Genomic DNA, 18,119 nt, shown 5'->3' with positions numbered 1-18,119 from the left:
CAATGTCACCCGGACGACCTCGCCGGCGGCGTCCCGCTCGATGCGGACCCGCTGCCCGAGCCGGAGCAGCCGCAGCCCGGAGGCGTCGAAGGCGCGGGCCGGGAACGCCAGCTCGGTGCCGTCGTCGAGGAGCAGCACCCCGCTGCGGGTCGACGCGTCGTAGGTGGCCACCGTGCCCTGCATGCCAGCACCGTACCCGACGTCCCCGCCGGCCCGGGCCAGCAGCGCGGCGGTGCGCAGGCCGGCCCCGAGCCGGGCGGCGGCGGCCAGGTCCGCCGCGGTGTCCACGTCCCGGCGCAGGGTGGGCCAGCCGCCGGGCAGCGGCAGCGCCCCGCTCGCCGCGTGCGCCGCCGCCGAGCCGGGGCCGAAGCGGGGGGCCAGGGGCACTCCGGGCGGCGCGGCGAGCAGGACCGTGCCGCTGCCGGGGGCGTCGGCCACGAAGCCGCGTACCCCGTCGGCGGGGACGGCCCGCAGCGCCGCGGCCAGCTCGGCCGGGCGCAGCGCCGGCAGGTCGGCGGTCAGGCCGGCCACCGGGGCGCGCGGGCCGGCAACGGCCGCGCCGTGCCGGAAGGCCGCGTTCAACCCGGCCGCCGGGTCCGGCGCGACCTCCGCCCCGGCCGCCGTGGCCTCCGCCGCCACCCGCGGGTCGTCGGTCACCACCAGCACCCGGGCCACCGCCGGGCAGGCTCGCACCGCCCCGACCGTGTCGGCCGCCAGGGCCAGCGCCAGCTCCTCGTGGGGTACGCCGGGCAGCGCCCCGCGCAGGCGGCTCTTCGCCACCCCGAGGCGCTTCACCGGCACCACCACGGTCCAGGTCGGCTCAGGCACGTGACAATCCTGCCAGTCGGGCGGCGGTACCCTCACTGGCCGGACCGGGGGCGAGCAGGCATGATTTCGTCCCGGGGCGTGCGCGCGCGTGGGGTGGAACGAGGAGGCAGGGTGGCACCGCGGAGGCTGGGATTCTGGCAACGGTTCGCCGTGGTGCTGGTGAAGCCGGTGTTGACCGTCTGGACGCGGCGCACCTGGCGCGGCATGGAGCACCTGCGCCGCGACGGCGGCATCATCATCGTGCCCAACCACATCTCACACGCGGACCCGCTGGTGTCCGCCCACTTCATCTACGACTCGGGGCGCTGGCCGCAGTACCTCGGCAAGGCCAGTGTGTTCAAGGTGCCGGTGATCGGCTGGATCCTGCACCGCTGCAAGCAGATCCCGGTGGAGCGCGGCACCGTCGAGGCGGTCAAGTCGCTGGACAAGCTGGTCGCCGCGTTGAACGAGGGGGGCGCGGTGGTGATCTACCCGGAGGGGACCACCACCCGGGAGCCGGACCTGTGGCCGATGAAGGGCAAGACCGGCGCGGCCCGGCTGGCGCTGGCCACCGGCGCCCCGGTGATCCCCGTCGCCATGGTCGGCCCGGAGCGGATGTTCGACCCGCGGACCGCCCGCATCGGCCTGCGCCCGCGTACGCCGGTGACGGTGGTCGCCGGGCCGCCGATCGACCTGAGCCGGTGGGCGGGCGCCACGCCGACCCGGGCGATCCTGGAGGAGATGACCGACACGATCATGCTGCGGATCCGTGACCTGGTCGCCGAGATCCGCGGCGGCACGCCACCACCGCTCTGGGAGCGGCCGGCCCGGACGCGTACCCCCGAGGTGACCGAGTGACCGGGCACGTGGCGGTGCTGGGAGCGGGCTCGTGGGGCACCGCGTTCGCCAAGATCCTCGCCGACGCCGGCCGGGACGTGACCATCCTGGCCCGGCGCGCCTCGGTGGCCGAGGCCATCCGGACCGGGCGCCACAACCCGGACTACCTGCCGGACGTGCGGCTGCCCGACCGGGTCACCGCGACCAGGGACGCCGAGGAGGCGATCGCCGGCGCCGAGGTGGTGGTGCTCTCGGTGCCGTCGCAGACGCTGCGCGCCAACCTCGCCGGGTGGACCCCGTACCTGGACTCCGACGCCACGCTGGTCTCCCTCATGAAGGGCATCGAGCTGGGCACCACCAAGCGGATGAGCCAGGTGATCATGGAGACCGCCCGGGTGCCGGCCGACCGGGTGGTGGTCGTCTCCGGGCCCAACCTGGCCCCGGAGATCGCCGCCGAACAGCCGGCCGCGACCGTGGTGGCCGGCACCGACAGCCGCCGGACCGCGCTGGTCCAGGCGTCGATCCGGACGCCGTACTTCCGGCCGTACACCAACGACGACGTGATCGGGTGCGAGCTGGGCGGGGCGGTGAAGAACGTCATCGCGCTGTCGTACGGCATCGCCACCGCCATGGGCTTCGGCGACAACACCCGGGCCATGCTGATGACCCGCGGCCTGGCCGAGACCGCCCGGCTGGGCGTGGCGCTGGGCGCCGACCCGATCACCTTCGCCGGGCTGGCCGGCATGGGCGACCTGGTCGCCTCCTGCTCCTCGCCGCTGGCCCGCAACCGCACCTTCGGCGAGCACCTGGGCCGGGGGGAGACCCTGGAGCAGGCCCAGGCGGCCACCCGGCAGACCGCCGAGGGCGTGAAGAGCTGCCTGGCCATCCGGGACCTGGCCCGGGCGCACGGGGTGGAGATGCCGATCACCGAGCAGATCGAGCGGATCTGCCACGAGGGGATGGACCCGCGGCTCGCCGTGGACGCCCTGATGAGCCGGACCGCGAAGCCCGAATCGTACGAGTGAGGTGGCGATGACCGAGTGGGGGGACGGCACGCGCAGCGTGCACGCCGGGCTGCCCGCGCCGGAACCGGGACAGCCCTTCCTGCCCGGGCCGGTCTTCGCGGCGCCGTACCACCTGGACCCGTGGCGGGGGCCGGAGGCGACCCCCAACGGGTACGGGCGCCCGGACAACCCCACCCGGCGGCTGCTGGAGGCCGCCGTCGGCGAGCTGGAGGGCGGCGACTGCCGGGTCTTCGCCAGCGGCCAGGCGGCCATCACCGGGCTGCTGCTGGCCCTGCTGCGCCCCGGGGACACCGTGCTGCTCCCCGCCGACGGCTACTTCCCGGTGCGGGCCTTCGCCACCGCCACCCTCGAGGGCATCGGGGTGCGGGTGGGCTTCGTGCCGACCGCCGGGCCGTACCCGTCGTTCGAGGGCGTCCGGCTGGTGCTGCTGGAGACCCCGGCGAACCCCGGCCTGGACGTGGCCGACGTGCCGGCGCTGGCCGCCGCGGCGCACGCCGCCGGGGCCCTCGTGGCGGTCGACAACACCACCGCCACCCCGCTCGGGCAGCGGCCGCTGGACCTCGGCGCCGACGTGGTGGTCGCCTCCGGCACCAAGGCCCTCACCGGCCACTCCGACCTGCTCCTCGGCTACGTGGCGACCCGCTCCGCCGAGCTTCTCGACCCGGTGACCGCATGGCGGACCACCACGGGCGGGGTGCCCGGGGCGTTCGACTGCTGGTTGGCGCACCGCTCGCTGGCGACCGTGGACCTGCGGCTGGCCCGGCAGACCGCCAACGCCGAGGCGCTGGCCCGGCTGCTCGCCGGCCGCGCCGACGTCACCGGCGTGCGCTGGCCCGGGCTGCCGACCGACCCGGCCCACCCGGTGGCCTCGGTCCAGATGCGACGGATGCCTGGCGTGCTCTCGTTCGACCTGGGTGACGCCGACCGGGTGGCCCGGTTCCTCGACGCGTCCCGCCTGGTGGCCGCCGCGACCTCGTTCGGCGGGCTGCACACCACGGCCGACCGGCGGGCCCAGTGGGGGGACGACACCCCGCCCGGCTTCGTCCGGCTCTCCTGCGGCATCGAGGACACCGCGGATCTGGTGGCCGACGTGACCGCCGCGCTGGACGCGGCCTGACACCGGCGTGCCCGCTTCCGATAGGGTGACGGGCAGCAGCGGCCCGCGCGGGCCCCGATTCGAGGAGGTGAGACCGATCCACCAGCAGAGGACCGGCGCTCCCTCCGAGTCCGCGTCGCACCAGGGTTAGGCGACGCCGGGAGCGCCGACGAGCGTTCCCGAAAGGCCTGCCATGACACCCACCCTGTTCACTCCCGACCGTCCCGCCCTCGTCGGCCGGCTGCGCGCCGCCGGCTGTGTCTTCGCCGAGGACGAGGCGGAGCTGCTGATCGCCGCCGCCGGCTCGGCCGAGGCGCTGGCCGACCTCGTCGACCGCCGCGTCGCCGGCCTGCCGCTGGAGCACCTGCTCGGCTGGGCCGAGTTCTGCGGCCTGCGGGTCGCCGTCGACCCCGGGGTGTTCGTGCCCCGCGGGCGGACCGCCCTGCTGGCCGCCGCCGCCGCGGCGGTGGCCGGCCCGTCGCCCGCCGTGCTGGACCTCTGCTGCGGCTCGGGCGCCGCCGCTCTGGTGCTGCACGGGCGGCTGGCGCCCCGCTGGCTGGCCGCCGCCGACATCGACCCGGCGGCCGTGGCGTGTGCCCGCCGCAACCTCGACCCGCTGGGCGTTCCGGTCTACGAGGGCGACCTGTTCGCGCCCCTGCCCACCCGGTGGCGGGGGCGGCTGGACCTGGTGGTGGCGAACGCCCCGTACGTGCCGAGCGACGCCGTGGCGATGATGCCGGCGGAGGCGCGGCTGTACGAGGCCCCGGTGGCCCTGGACGGCGGCGCGGACGGGCTGGCCGTGCTGCGCCGGGTGGCCGCCGGCGCGGCCGAGTGGCTGGCCCCCGGCGGACACCTGGCGGTGGAGGTGAGCGCCGGCCAGGCCGAGGCGCTCTGCGCGGTCCTGGCCGACGCCGGCCTGGCCCCGACCGTCGTGCACGACGACGAGTGGGAGGCCACCGCCGTCACCGCCCGCCGGCCCGGCTGAGCCGCGCGCCTGACCCCGCCGGGCCCCCGGACCGGGCGGGGGCGGCGCGACCGTGGCGGGACGCCGTACCGCCCACTAGCCTCGGATCAGGCTCGGCGGGAGGCGGTGGCGGTGGGCAGCGCGGGTGTGCCGGTGGTGGTGGGTCTGGACAACGGCGGCACGAGCAACAACGCCACCGTGCTGACGGTCGACGGCCGGTTCCTGGTGGACGGGCTGGTGGAGATCCCGAGCGAGGTGCGGGCCGGGCCGGAGGCGGCGATCGAGGCGCTGGCCCGGGCGCTGGACGGCGTGCTGGCGCTGACCGGGGTGCCCCGCGAGCTGGTCCGCGCGGTCGGGCTGGACACCCCCGGCCCGGCCAGCGCCACCGGGGTGATCTCCTCGCGCGGCTCGACCAACTTCTCCCAGCCGGCCTGGCGCGGCTACGACGTGCGCGGCGCGCTGGAGCACCGGCTCGGCCTGCCGGTGGTCTACGCCAACGACGGCAACGCGGCGGCCCTCTACGCGCACCACGTGCACTTCGGCGCCGACGCGATGGACCGCTCCTCGGTCGCCGCGATCGTCGGCACCGGGCTCGGGGGCGGCGTGGTGGAGGGCGGCCGGGTGGTCGGCGGCGCGGCAGGCATGGCGGGCGAGTTCGGGCATGTGCACATCCCGCTCGACGGGCTGCTCGCGCCCGGCCAGGCGGTGCCGGTCTGCGCCTGCGGTTTCGCCGGGGACGCGGAGAGCGTCGCCTCGCTCACCGCCATCGAGAACAACCTGCTGCCGTACTGGCTGGGCCGGTTCCCGGGGCATCCGCTGGCGGCCGAGGAGCCGGCCCGCGCGGCGAAGCTGGTCCGCGGATACGGCGAGCGGGGCGACCCGCTGGCCCGCGAGGTCTTCACCCAGCAGGCCATGGCCCTGGGGCGGCTGTTCACCATCGCGGCCAACTTCACCGACCCGCACGCGTACTTCGTGGGCGGCGGGGTGGTGGAGGCCGCGCCGGAGTTCCGCGACTGGTTCCTGGCGACCGTGCGGGAGCACACCGTGCTCCGCGCCGAGCAGCGTGCGGTGGCGACCTTCGCCCTGGTGCCGGACCGGGACATGGCCGGGGCGCGCGGGGTGGCCATCGCGGCGCTGGAGGCGGTCCGCGGTGGGGCCGCCGCCGGCCCGCTGGTCGTCGGCTGAGCCGCGGCGCCCGGTCAGGGGCGCGGCGGGGCGTGGGTGAAGGCGGCCCAGGCGGCCGGGGGGAAGACCAGCACCGGGCCGGCCGGGTCCTTGGAGTCGCGGACCGCGACCTCCTCCGGCAGCAGCGCCATCTCGACGCACGCGCCCTCATCGCCGCTGTGGCTGCTCTTGCGCCAACCGGTCGCCACGGGGCGGCCGCTGTTCGTGCCGTTCATCGCTTCTACCTCTCGTTCAGCAGGCGGAGGAGCTCGTCCCGGCTGGCCGCCGGGCTCAGCGCCACGGTCCGCAGGTGCTCCATGATCTTGGTGCAGGTACGCAGGTCGCCCGGCCGGTCCAGCACCATCTGTCCGGCGACCGTCTCCACCGAGGCGATGATCGGGTCCTCCGGATCCGCGAACTCCAGGATGTGCAGCGACCCCCGCGTGCCCCGGTGGTATCCGGCCGCCAGTGGGATCACCTGCACGGTGATGTTGGGCAGCTCGGCCATCTTCAACAGGTGCTGCAACTGACCCCCCATCACCGCCCGGCCCCCGACCGGGCGCAGTAACGCCCCCTCGTCGATGATGGCGTCGAGGATCGGCGGATCGTCACCCGTGAGCCGTTGCTGGCGGTCGAGCCGCAGCTTGACCCGCTGCTCGACCTGCTCGTCGCTGAGCGTGTGCGGGCCGCCGCGCATCACCCCGCGGATGTAGTCGGCGGTCTGGAGCAGGCCCGGCACCACTGACGGCTCGAAGTTGGCGATCCCGGTCGCCTCCGCCTCCAGGGCGATGAAGTCGATGGTCCGGCGGTCGAGCAGGTACGAGTAGGAGACCCACCAGCCGGGCTTGCGGGCGTCCTTCGCGAGCTGCACCGCCGCGGCGATCTCGTCGGGGCCCACCCCGTAGAGGGTGAGCAGCGCCCGCACGGTGGCCGGGTTGACCAGCGTCTGCGCGTTCTCGTAGCGGGACAGCGTGCTGCGGGTGCTGTTGATCTCGTCGGCCGCGGACTCCAGGGTGAGGCCGGCGGCCTCCCGGTGGGTCCGCAGGGCGATGCCGAGCCGTCGGGCCCGGGCGGTCTTCGGCGCCATGCATCGATGGTCGCACATCAACGGGAGGACGGGCATGAGAGAAATCCGATGAGAGTTGCATTCACGCGTGTCCACCTGTCAATCTGTGACGGCGTCCTCACCACCGGTTGTCGTGGCGACGGTGGTGGTGAGCGACCGGAGGGGATGGGGCGCGCGGCGATCGGGTTTTACTCCCCCACGACCCGATCGCCGCGTGCCCGTACCGGCACGCCAGACGCGGAGGAGACGCGATGACGGTGACGGCCTGCCAGCCCGGCGGTGGGCGGGGATGACCCGGTTCCTCGTGGTCCTCACCGACGTGCGCCCCCTCGACGGGGCCTGGCGAAACGAGCGCACCAGCCCCGAGCGTCGCCGGCAGGTCGTCGGCGCGAACAACCGGGAGGCGGCGGACCGGATCGCCGGCGCCTTCATGGCGCTGGGCATGGTCCGCGCCGGCCGGCAACGGGTCAAGGTCATCGCGGTCGGACGCCGGCCACGCACCGCGGACCACCTGAACTGAACCGGGCCCGCCCCCGGGACGCGGTGACGGGGGCGGGGGAGCCGGGCGGCCGGTGGCAGGTCCCGCCGCCGGCCGCCCGGGCTCACCACGGCATGCGCCGCTCCGGTCACGCGACCACGTCGCCGCCGTCCACCTCTGCACTCCCGCGCACGTCCGGTTACTCCCTGTATATGGAGCACTGACCGGATGCCGGTCGTTGCGTCGTCTCCCCGGGTATCGGCTACCGGCACTCGCCACGCACAGTAAGGTCAGCGGGTGAGCGCCACTGGCGAGCACGGCCAGCCGCAGTCGCGAACGAAGAGGTGACTCCAGTGACCACCCCAGGCAAGACCCGCGTGGCGATCGTCTTCGGCGGCCGCAGCCCGGAGCACGGCATCTCCTGCGTGAGCGCCGGCAGCGTGCTGGCCGCCCTCGACCCCGACGAGTTCGAGGTCGTGCCGGTCGGCATCACCCGGCAGGGCCAGTGGGTGCTGGCCAGCGGCGACCCCGGCCAGCTCGCCATCGCCGACCGCAAGCTCCCGGAGATCACCGCCGGCTCCGGCGCCGAGCTGGTGCTGCGCGCCGACCCGGCGGTGGGCGGCCTCATGGTGCTCGACCCGACCCAGGGCCCCGTGGCGCTGGCCGACGTGGACGTGGTCTTCCCGGTGCTGCACGGCGCGTACGGCGAGGACGGCACCATCCAGGGGATGCTGGAGATGGCCGACATCCCGTACGTCGGGGCGAACGTGTTCGCCTCGGCGGCCGCCATGGACAAGGAGTTCACCAAGAAGCTCTGCGCCGCCGAGGGCATCCCGGTCGGCCCGTACGTGGTGCTGCGCGCCGGGATGACGCTGACCGAGGAGGACAAGGACCGCCTCGGGCTGCCGGTCTTCGTGAAGCCGTCGCGCGCCGGTTCCTCGTTCGGCATCACGAAGGTCGACGACTGGGCGCAGCTCGACGCGGCGGTCGCGACGGCGCGGGAGATCGACACCAAGGTGCTGGTCGAGGGCGCGATCGTGGGCCGCGAGATCGAGTGCGGCGTGCTGGAGGGCGAGGCCGGCGGGGCCCCGGAGGCGTCGGTGCTGGCCGAGGTGCGCGTGGTCTCGGGCCACGACTGGTACGACTTCGAGGCCAAGTACATCGACGACGCCTGCGAGTACGACATCCCGGCGAACCTGCCCGACCAGGTGACCCGGCAGGTGCGGGAGTACGCGACCCGCGCGTTCACCGCGCTGGACTGTTCGGGCCTGGCCCGGGCCGACTTCTTCGTCACGCCGGAGCTGGACGTCTACCTCAACGAGATCAACACCATGCCGGGCTTCACCCCGACCTCGATGTTCCCCCGGATGTGGGCGGCCAGCGGGCTGGAGTATCCGAAGCTGGTCAACCGGCTCATCCGCACCGCGCTGCGCCGCGCCGGCCGCTGACGCCGCGGGCGTCGCGACCGGCCGGCGACGGTCAGGCGGAGCAGCCGGACGGGGCGGTCTTCGCGGCCGGCACCGAGGCGACCACCGCGTCGGAGATCGGCGTGACCCACTGGAGCGGCTGCTCGTACTGCTTCGGGACGCGCACCCGGACCGGGGTCTCCCGGTCGACGGTGGTCAGCACGGTGGCGTCCGCCTCCTGCACGGCGTGCCAGCAGACCTTGTTCACCGACCACACCTCGTCGGTGGGCTGCACGATCGGCGGCGTGCCGCCGCAGGCCACGGTGAGCGCCGGGTCGCCGTACGCGGCGTTCTGCTCGGCGCCCGCGGTGACCGGTCGCTGCGCGAGGTCGCGGACGGTCGCCGGGAGCTGCGACACCAGGGCGCGGCACACCGTGGCCGGACGCTCGGCCAGGGCCGGGGCCGGCAGCTCGACCGGCGCGGTCGACTGCGGCCGCACGGCGCTCGCCGACGGGCTCGGCGCGGCGGCCGGGGTGTCGGGGGCGAGCTTGGCGAAGGTGAAGCCGGCCACCGCCAGGGTGACCGGCACCGCGACCAGCGTGGCCCAGAGCGCCGCGCTGCGGCTCGACCGGTCGCGACGCGCCGGGCGGGACTCGTCGGAAGCGGGGGAGGACGTGACTTCTTCCACTTACAGCCGCACCACCGAACACGTGAGGGTGCGGGTGATGCCGGGCACCATCTGCACCTTGCTGACGATGAGTTTGCCGAGCTCGTCGACGGTGTTCGCCTCGGTGAGGACGACCACGTCGTAGGGCCCGGTGACGGCGTCGACGCGCACCACGCCGGCAAGGTCCGCGATCAGACCGGCCACGTCACGCGCCCGACCGACCTCCGTCTGGATGAGGATGTACGCCTGTACCACGACTCGACCTCCGTCCGTCGCCGCCTGGGGCGGCCCGAAGGGTGAAACTACCCTACGGAGCGGCCCTGATCTGTATCGGTCGCCGGCGGGACGCGGTGAGCGAGCACACGTCGGGGTAGTGGTGGCGGGACTGCGGAGCTACAAGAGCGCGACGAGGGGACGGCATGACGGTCGCGAATGTCGGTGAGTTCGGGCTGATCGACCGGGTGACCGCCCGGTTGGCCCAGGGGGAGAGCTGCCTGCTCGGCCCCGGAGACGACGCGGCGGTGGTCGCGGCGCCGGACCGGCGGGTGGTCGCCTCCACGGACGTGCTCGTGGAGGGGCGGCACTTCCGCCGGGACTGGTCCGGGGCCCGCGACGTGGGACACCGGGCGGCGGCGGCCAACCTGGCCGACATCGCCTCCATGGGGGCCACCCCGACCGCGCTGCTGGTCGCCCTCTGCATGCCGACCGACCTCGACCCGGCCTGGGCCGAGGAGCTGGCCGACGGGCTGGGCGCCGAGGCGGCCCTGGTGGGCGCGAGCGTGGTCGGCGGGGACATGTCCGCCAGCCCGACGCTGACCATCGCGGTGACCGCCCTCGGCGACCTGGCCGGCCGGCCACCGGTGGTCCGCTCCGGGGCCCGCCCGGGGGACGTGGTGGCCCTCGCGGGTCGGACCGGCTGGGCGGCCGCCGGCTACACCGTGCTGTCCCGGGGGTTCCGCACCCCCCGGCTGCTCGTGGAGGCGTTCCGCCGCCCCGAGGTGCCGTACGCGGCCGGCCCGGAGGCCGCCGCGAACGGCGCCACCGCCATGATCGACGTGTCGGACGGGTTGCTGGCCGACCTGGGGCACGTGGCGAAGGCCAGCGGGGTGGCCGTCGACCTGACCCGGGAGGCGTTCGAGGTGCCCCGGCAGATGCGCGACGCGGCGCAGGCCCTCGGCGTCGACCCGTACGCATGGATCCTGGCCGGGGGCGACGACCACGCCCTGGCGGCGACCTTCCCGGCGACCGCGACGCTGCCCGCGGGCTGGCGGCCGGTCGGCCGGGTGACCGAGGGCGCCGGGGTGACCGTGGACGGCGCGCCCTACGCGGGCACCGCGGGCTGGGACCACTTCCGCCGGACGGAGTGATCTGCGTCCGATGCCGGGGATCGGGCCCCGGGCGGCCCCGGTCCCGGTCGTACGCTTCAGTCCGTGAGCGAGATCGAGATCCGGGTGCGGCGCTTCGACGCGCCCGAGTCGCAGGCGTTGATCCGGGCGGCCCTGGCCGACCTCGGCCAGCGGTACGGCGGCAGCGGCGACGAGACGCCGGTCGACGCGGCCGACTTCGAGCCGCCGGCCGGCACCTTCCTGGTCGCCTACCTCGACGGGCAGCCGGTGGGCTGCGGCGGCTGGCGCAGCCACGGCGACGAGGGCGAGACGGCCGAGCTGAAGCGCATGTACACGGCGCCGGCCGCCCGTGGCCGGGGCGTGGCCCGCGCGGTGCTCGCGGCGGTGGAGCACTCCGCCCGGGAGCAGGGCCGCAAGCGGATCATCCTGGAGTGCGGCGACAAGCAGCCCGAGGCGATCGCCATGTACACGTCGGCCGGCTACGAGCGGATCCCGAACTTCGGCTTCTACCAGGACGCCCCGGGCTGCCTCTCCTTCGGCCGCCCGCTCTGACGCCGGTCAGCCGGCGGTGATCCGGATCTCGCCGGCGGCCTTGCGGGCGGCGCTCTCCGCCTCGGTGGGGGTGGCCCCCCAGGCCAGCAGGTGCCCGCTGCGGTGCGCCGAGGAGAGCAGCTCCGGCACGTGGTCCCCGACCTTCGCCTCGACCTGCACGTCGAGCACGCCGGGCACCCGCAGGGCGCCGCGCCGGCCGTCCACGGCGGTGACCCGGCCGGGCGGGGCGACCAGGAACTCGACGGCCGCCGCGCCGGTCGGCCGCGCCGGCAGCGTGGGGCGCTCACCGCGCAGCACCCGCAGGTACGCCTCGATGAAGTCGAACTCGTAGGCGATCGAGACCAGCGCGGTGATCATGTCGCCGGGCATCCGGGCGGCGCACTCGACAAGCGTCGGCACGCCGTCGACGAGGATCCACTCGCTGTGCAGCATGCCGCTGCGGAAGCCGGCCGCCTCGGCGAGCCGGACCGCCGCGTCCCGCAGCGCCCGCTGCTCCGCCCCCGGCAGCGCGGACGGCACGGTGTGCCCGGTCTCCACCGGGTACCGGCCGCCGGCGATCCGCTTGTCCGTGACGTTGGCGAAGATCGTCTCGCCCTCGGCGACCAGCAGCTCGACGCTGTGCTCCGAGCCGACCAGCAGCTCCTCCACGAGCACGCCGGTGGGCAGGCCGCGCTCGGTGGCCTCGGCCGGCTCCGGCGGGGTGGCGCTGGCCGCCCAGCGCGCGGCGATCTGCGCCGGGTCGGTGACCAGTTGCACACCCAGGCTGCCGGAGCGGCGGGTGGGCTTGAGCACGCACCGGCCGCCGTGCGCCCGGGCGAACTCCGCCGCCCGCGCCGGGTCGTCGACCAGCTCGTACGCCGGGTTGGCCAGGCCGGTGGCGTCGGCGAGCAGCCGCATCCGGTGCTTGTCGGAGAAGACGTCCGCGGCGGCCACCCCGGCGCCGGGCAGGCCGAGCCGGTCGGCCAGGCGGGCCACGGCGCCGACGGCGTACTCCAGGCCGGGCAGGACCAGCCGGGCGGTGGCGAGGCCGGGCTCCCGGGCGAGCAGGGCGTCGGCGTCGAAGCCGGTCTGGTACTCGGCCGGCACCAGCCGGGCGATCATCGGCAGTTCGGCGGTGAAGCGCTCCAGGCCCCGGCGGCGGATCACGTCCGGCTCCTCGACCAGGACGACGCTGCCGGGCGGCAGTTCCTGGTCGAACCAGCGCAGCGAGCCGAACGACCCGCCGACCACCACCAGCTGCTCCCGCCCCAGGTCCAGCTCCACCGGTCGTTCCTCCCCACGCGTGGCGCCGGAACGGACGGCCGGCGCAGCAGCACCCTAACCGGGCCGGCCCGGCCGGACACCGTCCGGTCGGCGACCCGTCAGCGCGGCGCCGGGGACACGACAGAAGCCGGCGGACCCGAGGGGTCCGCCGGCATCCGGCGAAACTGTGAAGGCGGTGCTACCGCGTCAGGCGCGGGTGACCTTGCCGGCCTTGATGCACGAGGTGCAGACCTGCAACTTCTTGGTGGTGCCACCACCGGCCGGGGTACGCACCGACTGGATGTTCGGGTTCCAGCGGCGGTTGGTCCGCCGGTGCGAGTGGGACACGTTGTGGCCGAAGCCCGGCCCCTTGCCACAGACGTCGCACACGCTAGCCACGGGATACTCCTGGGATTGAAACGTTCATGGGGTCGCCGCCAGGCGCAGCCCGGGCAACCTGGCCAGGTTACCCGATGACCGGCCGGTACGCCCAACCGGCCCGGTCGGGTGGCCGACGGAGCCCGCCCAGCGTACCCGGGGCGCCGGTGGGCCGCGCCGGCCCGGGGCCACCGGACACGCCGGCCGGAGGCGGCCGGATCCGGCGCGTGTCAGTGCGCGCCAGTAGGCTTCCCGACGTGCTGGAGACCCTCGACGCCGCCGCGGTGCGCCGCTGGTGCGCGAGCGGGCTGGCCGCCCTCCAGCGGCACCAGGGCGAGATCGACGACCTCAACGTCTACCCGGTCCCCGACGGCGACACCGGCACCAACCTGGTGCTCACCCTCACCTCGGCCCAGCAGGCCCTCGCCATGGACCTGGAGACCCTGCCCGACGACGGGCACACCCCGCACGGGCACGCCCTGCGGCTGATGGCCCGGGGCGCGCTGCTCGGGGCGCGGGGCAACTCCGGGGTGATCCTCTCGCAGATCCTGCGCGGCTTCGCCGACGCGCTCGCCGCCGCGCCGGCGGTCCGCGGCCGGCAGCTCGCCGCCGCGCTGGCCGACGCCACGACCGCCGCCTACGCCGCGGTCGCCCACCCGGTCGAGGGCACCCTGCTCAGCGTGGTGGCCGCCGCCGCCCGCGCGGCCGAGCGGGCGGACACCGACGACCTGCGCACGGTGGCCCGGGCGGCGGCCGGCGAGGCGACGCGCGCGCTGGCGCGTACCCCCGAGCAGTTGCCCGTGCTGGCCCGGGCCGGCGTGGTCGACGCCGGCGGGCGCGGCCTCTGCCTGCTGCTCGACGCGCTGGTCGAGGTGGTCACCGGCGAGAGCGCGCCGCAGCCGGCGCCCGCGCCGCCCGCGGCCCGCCCGCCCGCCACCGCCGTCCGGGAGACCGGCTCTTCGGCGTACGCCTACGAGGTGCAGTACCTGCTCGACGCCACCGACGAGGCCGTCACGCGGCTGCGGGGGGAGCTGGACGGCCTCGGCGACTCCCTGGTGATCGTCGGCGACGGCGGCCCGGGTGGCGGCACGTGGAACGTGCACGTGCACGTCAACGACGTCGGGGCGGCCGTCGAGGCCGGCGTGGTTGCCGGCCGGCCGCACCGGATCACGGTGACCCGGTTCGCCGACCAGGTGGCCCCGGCCGCGCCGCTGCCGGCGCCGCTGCCCGACGGCCGGGCCGCCGTGGTGGTGGCCACCGGCGCCGGCATCGCCGAGCTGTTCGGCGCCGAGGGCGCCACCGTGGTGCCGGCCAACCCGTCCACCGGCGAGCTGCTCGACGCGATCCGGGCCACCGGCGCGGCCCGGGTGGTGGTGCTGCCCAACGACCCCAACACCCAGTCGGTGGCGAGCGCGGCCGCCCGGGAGGCGCACCGGCTCGGGGTGAAGGTGAGCGTGGTGCCCACCCGCTCCCCGGTGCAGGCCCTCGCCGCCCTCGCCGTGCGGGACCCGAAGCGGCGCTTCGAGGACGACGTCATCGCCATGGCCGAGGCCGCCGGCGCCTGCCGCTACGCCGAGGTCTGCCACGCGAGCAGGGAGGCGCTCACGGTGGCCGGGCCGTGCCGGCCGGGCGACGTGCTGGCGCTGGTCGAGGGGGAGGTGCACCTCATCGGCGCCGACCTCCTCGACACCTGCACCGCCGTGGTCGACCGGATGCTGGGCGGCGGCGGCGAGCTGGTCACCCTGCTCTGCGGGGCGGACGCCCCGGCCGGGCTGGCCGACCGCGTACGCGAGCACGTCGAGCGGTCCTGGCCGTTCGTCGAGGTGCAGGCGTACGAGGGCGGGCAACCGCACTATCCGCTCCTCGTGGGGGTCGAATGACGAGCGAACCGGCCACCGTGGACACGCCGCTGAAGAAGCTGGTCGGTGAGCGCACCGCCAAGGCCCTGGCGAGCCACCTCGACCTGCACACCGCCGGCGACCTGATCTACCACTTCCCCCGCCGCTACGACGAGCGCGGCGAGCACACCGACATCCGCTCGCTGGACGTGGGGGAGCAGGTCACCGTGCTGGCCCAGGTGCAGCGCACCGCGGTCCGGCCGATGCGGCAGCGCCGGGGCAACCTGCTGGAGGTGACCGTCGGCGACGGCTCCGGCGGGCTGCTCACGCTCACCTTCTTCGGCAACCAGGCGTGGCGGGAACGGGAGCTGCGCCCCGGCCGCTGGGGGCTGTTCGCTGGCAAGGTCACCGAGTTCCGGGGCAAGCGGCAGCTCAACGGCCCGGAGTACGTGCTGCTCGGCGAGGGCGGCGACGGCGAGGCGGCGGCCAACGAGGAGGTCGAGGAGTTCGCCGGGGCGCTGATCCCGGTCTACCCGGCCGCGGCGGCCGTGCCGACCTGGGTGATCGCCCGCTGCGTGCGGGTGGTGCTGGACACCTTCACCCCGCCGGACGACCCGCTGCCCGCCACCGTGCGGGCCAGCCGGAACCTGGTCGGCATCGGCGCCGCGCTGCGCGAGATCCACCGCCCGTCCAGCAAGGAGGAGCTGTACAAGGCGCGCCGCCGGCTCAAGTGGGACGAGGCGTTCGCCGTGCAGCTCACCCTGGTACAGCGCAAGCACCGGGCGGCGGCCTGGCCCGCGAAGGCCCGGCCCGCCAAGCCGGGCGGGCTGCTGGATGCGTTCGACGCCCGGCTGCCCTACGAGCTGACCTCCGGCCAGCAGGCCGTCGGGCGGGAGATCGCCGCCGACCTGGAGACCGCGCACCCGATGCACCGGCTGCTCCAGGGCGAGGTGGGCAGCGGCAAGACCGTGGTGGCGTTGCGGGCCATGCTCCAGGTGGTCGACGCCGGCGGGCAGGCCGCGCTGCTCGCCCCGACCGAGGTGCTCGCCGCCCAGCACCACCGGGGCATGCTCGACCTGCTCGGCCCGCTCGCGCAGGCGGGCGAGCTGGGCGCCGCCGACGACGCCACCCGGGTGGAGCTGGTCACCGGCTCGCTGGGCGCGGCCGCCCGCCGGCGGGCGCTCGCCGAGGTGGCCGAGGGGCGCGCCGGCATCGTGCTCGGCACCCACGCCCTGCTCTACGAGGGGGTCGACTTCGCCGACCTGGGGCTCGTCGTGGTCGACGAGCAGCATCGGTTCGGCGTGGAGCAGCGGGACGCGCTGCGGGCCAAGGCCGACCAGCCGCCGCACGTCCTCGTGATGACCGCCACCCCGATCCCGCGCACGGTCGCCATGACCGTCTACGGCGACCTGGAGATCTCCACCCTGTCGCAGCTGCCGCAGGGCCGCTCGCCGATCGCCTCGCACGTGGTGCCGGCCGCCGAGAAGCCGGCCTTCCTCGACCGGGCCTGGCGCCGGCTGCGCGAGGAGGTCGCCAAGGGACACCAGGCGTACGTGGTGTGTCCGCGGATCGGCGAGGGGCCGGCCTCGGACGAGGAGGCCCCTCGCGAGGACGACAACGGCCGCCGGCCGCCGGTCGCCGTCACCGAGGTGGCCCCGCTGCTCGCCGACGGGCCGCTGCACGGGTTGCGGATCGGGGTGCTGCACGGGCGGCTGCCGGCCGACGAGAAGGACGCCGTGATGCGCTCCTTCGCAGCCGGTGACCTGGACGTGCTGGTGGCCACCACGGTGGTCGAGGTGGGCGTCAACGTGCCGAACGCCACCGTGATGATCGTGCTGGACGCCGACCGGTTCGGGGTCTCCCAGCTGCACCAGCTCCGCGGCCGGGTGGGTCGGGGGTCGGCCGCCGGCCTCTGCCTGCTGGTCACCGAGGCGATGGAGGGTTCCCCCGCCCGGGAACGGCTGGACGCGGTCGCCTCCACGACCGACGGGTTCAAGCTCGCCGAGCTGGACCTGGAGCAGCGCCGGGAAGGCGACGTGCTGGGGGCCACCCAGTCCGGCCGCCGGTCGCACCTGCGGCTGCTGTCGCTGCTGCGCGACACCGACCTCATCCGGGACGCCCGGGCCGAGGCGATCACCCTGGTCGAGGACGACCCGGAGCTGGCCCGGCACCCGGCGCTGGCCGCCTCGGTCGCCGCCCTGGTCGACGAGGAGCGCGCCGAATACCTGGAAAAGGGCTGACCCGGCCGCCCCCACCGGCCGGCCGGCCGGGCCTAGGCTCGGGCGATGTCCACTCCATCCCTCGACCGCGGCGTGCTCCTGCTGGCCCGGGGTGACGACCTCCAGGTGGAGCGGGTCACCGGTGCGGCCGACGCCGGGTCGCCCTGCACCGCCGCGACCCGGTTCCAGATCGCCTCGATCAGCAAGCAGATGGCCGCCGTCGCGGTGCTGCTCCTCGCCGAGCGGGGCGCGCTGCACCTGGACGATCCGATCAACCGCTGGCTCCCGGACCCGCCACCGGCCTGGTCCGGGATCACCCTGCACCACCTGCTGACCCACACCTCCGGGCTGGGTCACTGGGAGGACTACCCGATGATCGACCTGGCCGGGCCGGCCGAGCCCGACGAGCTGCTGGCCGTCTTCGCCGGCCAGCCGCCGCTGTTCGCCCCGGGAGCCGGCTGGCACTACAGCAGCCCCGGCTGGGTGCTGCTGGCCCGGGCCGTCGAGCGCGTGACCGGCCGGCCGTACGCCGAGTTCCTCGCCGAGGAGGTCTTCGCGCCGCTCGGCATGATGGGCAGCTTCGCGGGCGACGCCGCCGGGCGGGACGACGTGGCGACGGGGCACGAGGGTGGCCGGCCGGTCCCGTCCTGGGACCTGGACACGGTGAGCATGGGCGCCGGGGACGTGTGGTGCACCGGGGCGGACCTGCTCACCTGGCTGGACGTGCCCCGCCGGGGCCGGCTGCTCGGGCCCGCCGGGGTGGCCGCCATGACCACCCCGCACGCGCCCACCGGCCGCCCCGGCGAGGCGTACGGCTACGGCTGCTTCATCGGCCCGCTGGCCGGGGAGCGGGCGGTCCACCACTCCGGCGACAACGGCGGCTACAAGGCGTTCGCCGGCTGGTTCCCCGACTCGGACCGCCGCGTGGTGCTGCTGACCAACCAGGCCGAGGTCGATCCCGCGCTGGTGTCGGCGGCGCTCCTGGAATGAGCCGAGGGCGCGCCGGCCGGGTGGTCGGCGCGCCCTCGGGTCGG

General features: G+C 75.6%; 18 protein-coding genes and 1 pseudogene. 12 read left to right on the top strand and 7 right to left on the bottom strand.

The features are described from left to right. Window positions 1-195 precede the first annotated feature (195 nt). Window positions 196-828: pseudogene (gene cofC / locus IEY96_RS06875) on the bottom strand (2-phospho-L-lactate guanylyltransferase); the annotation flags it as partial. Window positions 829-939: 111 nt separating this feature from the next. Between cofC and IEY96_RS06870 the strand changes: the two are divergent. The 5 genes from IEY96_RS06870 (at window position 940) to IEY96_RS06850 (ending at window position 5,914) form a co-directional block, all read left to right on the top strand. After that, window positions 940-1,665 (top strand): lysophospholipid acyltransferase family protein, encoded by a 726-nt coding sequence (locus tag IEY96_RS06870; protein ID WP_189193944.1) that lies wholly within the window; start codon window positions 940-942, stop codon window positions 1,663-1,665. Continuing rightward, complete coding sequence (locus IEY96_RS06865) at window positions 1,662-2,669, top strand: NAD(P)H-dependent glycerol-3-phosphate dehydrogenase (RefSeq protein ID WP_189193943.1); 1,008 nt, start codon at window positions 1,662-1,664, stop codon at window positions 2,667-2,669. Before IEY96_RS06870 ends, IEY96_RS06865 begins: the two co-directional genes overlap by 4 nt. Before the next feature lie 7 nt (window positions 2,670-2,676). After that, window positions 2,677-3,786 (top strand): cystathionine gamma-lyase, encoded by a 1,110-nt coding sequence (locus IEY96_RS06860; RefSeq protein ID WP_189193942.1) that lies wholly within the window; start codon window positions 2,677-2,679, stop codon window positions 3,784-3,786. Window positions 3,787-3,958: 172 nt separating this feature from the next. Continuing rightward, window positions 3,959-4,750 carry a putative protein N(5)-glutamine methyltransferase gene (locus IEY96_RS06855; protein ID WP_189193941.1) on the top strand — a complete coding sequence of 264 codons (792 nt, stop codon included), beginning with the start codon at window positions 3,959-3,961 and terminating at the stop codon, window positions 4,748-4,750. A 111-nt stretch (window positions 4,751-4,861) separates the two neighbouring features. After that, the gene (locus IEY96_RS06850) at window positions 4,862-5,914 is read left to right on the top strand and encodes an ROK family protein (RefSeq protein WP_189193940.1); all 1,053 of its coding nucleotides are present in this window, start codon (window positions 4,862-4,864) and stop codon (window positions 5,912-5,914) included. A 14-nt stretch (window positions 5,915-5,928) separates the two neighbouring features. On the opposite strand, the gene IEY96_RS06845 is transcribed toward IEY96_RS06850, so the two are convergent. Then, complete coding sequence (locus IEY96_RS06845) at window positions 5,929-6,129, bottom strand: DUF397 domain-containing protein (protein WP_189193939.1); 201 nt, start codon at window positions 6,127-6,129, stop codon at window positions 5,929-5,931. Window positions 6,130-6,134: 5 nt separating this feature from the next. Further along, a complete protein-coding gene (locus IEY96_RS06840) occupies window positions 6,135-6,980 on the bottom strand; it encodes a helix-turn-helix domain-containing protein (protein WP_189193938.1) in 846 nt (281 codons plus the stop codon). A 268-nt stretch (window positions 6,981-7,248) separates the two neighbouring features. Between IEY96_RS06840 and IEY96_RS06835 the strand changes: the two genes are divergently transcribed. Together IEY96_RS06835 and IEY96_RS06830 are read left to right on the top strand one after the other, a co-directional pair. After that, entirely contained in the window at window positions 7,249-7,479 is a 231-nt protein-coding gene (locus IEY96_RS06835; RefSeq protein ID WP_189193937.1) for a hypothetical protein, read from the top strand. Window positions 7,480-7,790: 311 nt separating this feature from the next. Further along, complete coding sequence (locus IEY96_RS06830) at window positions 7,791-8,885, top strand: D-alanine--D-alanine ligase family protein (protein WP_189193936.1); 1,095 nt, start codon at window positions 7,791-7,793, stop codon at window positions 8,883-8,885. A gap of 31 nt (window positions 8,886-8,916) precedes the next feature. Here the strand turns inward: IEY96_RS06830 and IEY96_RS06825 are convergent, their stop codons facing one another. Continuing rightward, window positions 8,917-9,531, bottom strand: a complete 615-nt coding sequence (locus tag IEY96_RS06825; protein ID WP_189193935.1) for a DUF3515 family protein — start codon at window positions 9,529-9,531, stop codon at window positions 8,917-8,919. Continuing rightward, window positions 9,532-9,765 (bottom strand): Lrp/AsnC ligand binding domain-containing protein, encoded by a 234-nt coding sequence (locus IEY96_RS06820; RefSeq protein WP_013284547.1) that lies wholly within the window; start codon window positions 9,763-9,765, stop codon window positions 9,532-9,534. Between the two features lie 164 nt (window positions 9,766-9,929). Between IEY96_RS06820 and IEY96_RS06815 the strand changes: the two genes are divergently transcribed. Together IEY96_RS06815 and IEY96_RS06810 are read left to right on the top strand one after the other, a co-directional pair. Beyond that, on the top strand, window positions 9,930-10,877 hold the full coding sequence (locus IEY96_RS06815; RefSeq protein WP_189193934.1) for a thiamine-phosphate kinase: 948 nt from the start codon (window positions 9,930-9,932) through the stop codon (window positions 10,875-10,877). 63 nt (window positions 10,878-10,940) lie between these two features. Continuing rightward, window positions 10,941-11,408 carry a GNAT family N-acetyltransferase gene (locus IEY96_RS06810; protein WP_189193933.1) on the top strand — a complete coding sequence of 156 codons (468 nt, stop codon included), beginning with the start codon at window positions 10,941-10,943 and terminating at the stop codon, window positions 11,406-11,408. A gap of 6 nt (window positions 11,409-11,414) precedes the next feature. On the opposite strand, the gene IEY96_RS06805 is transcribed toward IEY96_RS06810, so the two are convergent. Together IEY96_RS06805 and rpmB are read right to left on the bottom strand one after the other, a co-directional pair. Further along, entirely contained in the window at window positions 11,415-12,671 is a 1,257-nt protein-coding gene (locus IEY96_RS06805; protein ID WP_189193932.1) for an ATP-grasp domain-containing protein, read from the bottom strand. 186 nt (window positions 12,672-12,857) lie between these two features. Beyond that, the gene (rpmB, locus tag IEY96_RS06800) at window positions 12,858-13,049 is read right to left on the bottom strand and encodes a 50S ribosomal protein L28 (RefSeq protein WP_013284551.1); all 192 of its coding nucleotides are present in this window, start codon (window positions 13,047-13,049) and stop codon (window positions 12,858-12,860) included. Between the two features lie 236 nt (window positions 13,050-13,285). Here rpmB and fakA point away from each other — a divergent pair, with 236 nt between their 5' ends. From fakA to IEY96_RS06785, 3 genes are read left to right on the top strand one after another with little or no spacing between them, the layout of a single operon-like run. Beyond that, window positions 13,286-14,908 (top strand): DAK2 domain-containing protein, encoded by a 1,623-nt coding sequence (fakA, locus tag IEY96_RS06795; RefSeq protein WP_189193931.1) that lies wholly within the window; start codon window positions 13,286-13,288, stop codon window positions 14,906-14,908. Next, the gene (gene recG / locus IEY96_RS06790; RefSeq protein WP_189193930.1) at window positions 14,905-17,106 is read left to right on the top strand and encodes an ATP-dependent DNA helicase RecG; all 2,202 of its coding nucleotides are present in this window, start codon (window positions 14,905-14,907) and stop codon (window positions 17,104-17,106) included. The genes fakA and recG overlap by 4 nt, the downstream gene beginning before the upstream one ends. Before the next feature lie 45 nt (window positions 17,107-17,151). Then, window positions 17,152-18,075, top strand: a complete 924-nt coding sequence (locus IEY96_RS06785) for a serine hydrolase domain-containing protein (RefSeq protein WP_189193929.1) — start codon at window positions 17,152-17,154, stop codon at window positions 18,073-18,075. Window positions 18,076-18,119: the final 44 nt, after the last annotated feature.

It is taken from the genome of Micromonospora fulviviridis (assembly GCF_014648395.1).
In the GTDB taxonomy this organism is placed as follows: Bacteria; Actinomycetota; Actinomycetes; order Mycobacteriales; family Micromonosporaceae; genus Micromonospora; species Micromonospora fulviviridis.
This window is presented reverse-complemented; position numbering and strand designations above follow the sequence as displayed.

Coding starts and splice junctions, on each gene's coding strand:
- IEY96_RS06860 (WP_189193942.1), top strand. CDS start 2,677: ATGACCGAGTGGGGGGACGGCACGCGCAGCGTGCACGCCGGGCTGCCC.
- IEY96_RS06855 (WP_189193941.1), top strand. CDS start 3,959: ATGACACCCACCCTGTTCACTCCCGACCGTCCCGCCCTCGTCGGCCGG.
- IEY96_RS06845 (WP_189193939.1), bottom strand. CDS start 6,129: ATGAACGGCACGAACAGCGGCCGCCCCGTGGCGACCGGTTGGCGCAAG.
- IEY96_RS06840 (WP_189193938.1), bottom strand. CDS start 6,980: ATGGCGCCGAAGACCGCCCGGGCCCGACGGCTCGGCATCGCCCTGCGG.
- IEY96_RS06835 (WP_189193937.1), top strand. CDS start 7,249: ATGACCCGGTTCCTCGTGGTCCTCACCGACGTGCGCCCCCTCGACGGG.
- IEY96_RS06815 (WP_189193934.1), top strand. CDS start 9,930: ATGACGGTCGCGAATGTCGGTGAGTTCGGGCTGATCGACCGGGTGACC.
- recG (WP_189193930.1), top strand. CDS start 14,905: ATGACGAGCGAACCGGCCACCGTGGACACGCCGCTGAAGAAGCTGGTC.
- IEY96_RS06785 (WP_189193929.1), top strand. CDS start 17,152: ATGTCCACTCCATCCCTCGACCGCGGCGTGCTCCTGCTGGCCCGGGGT.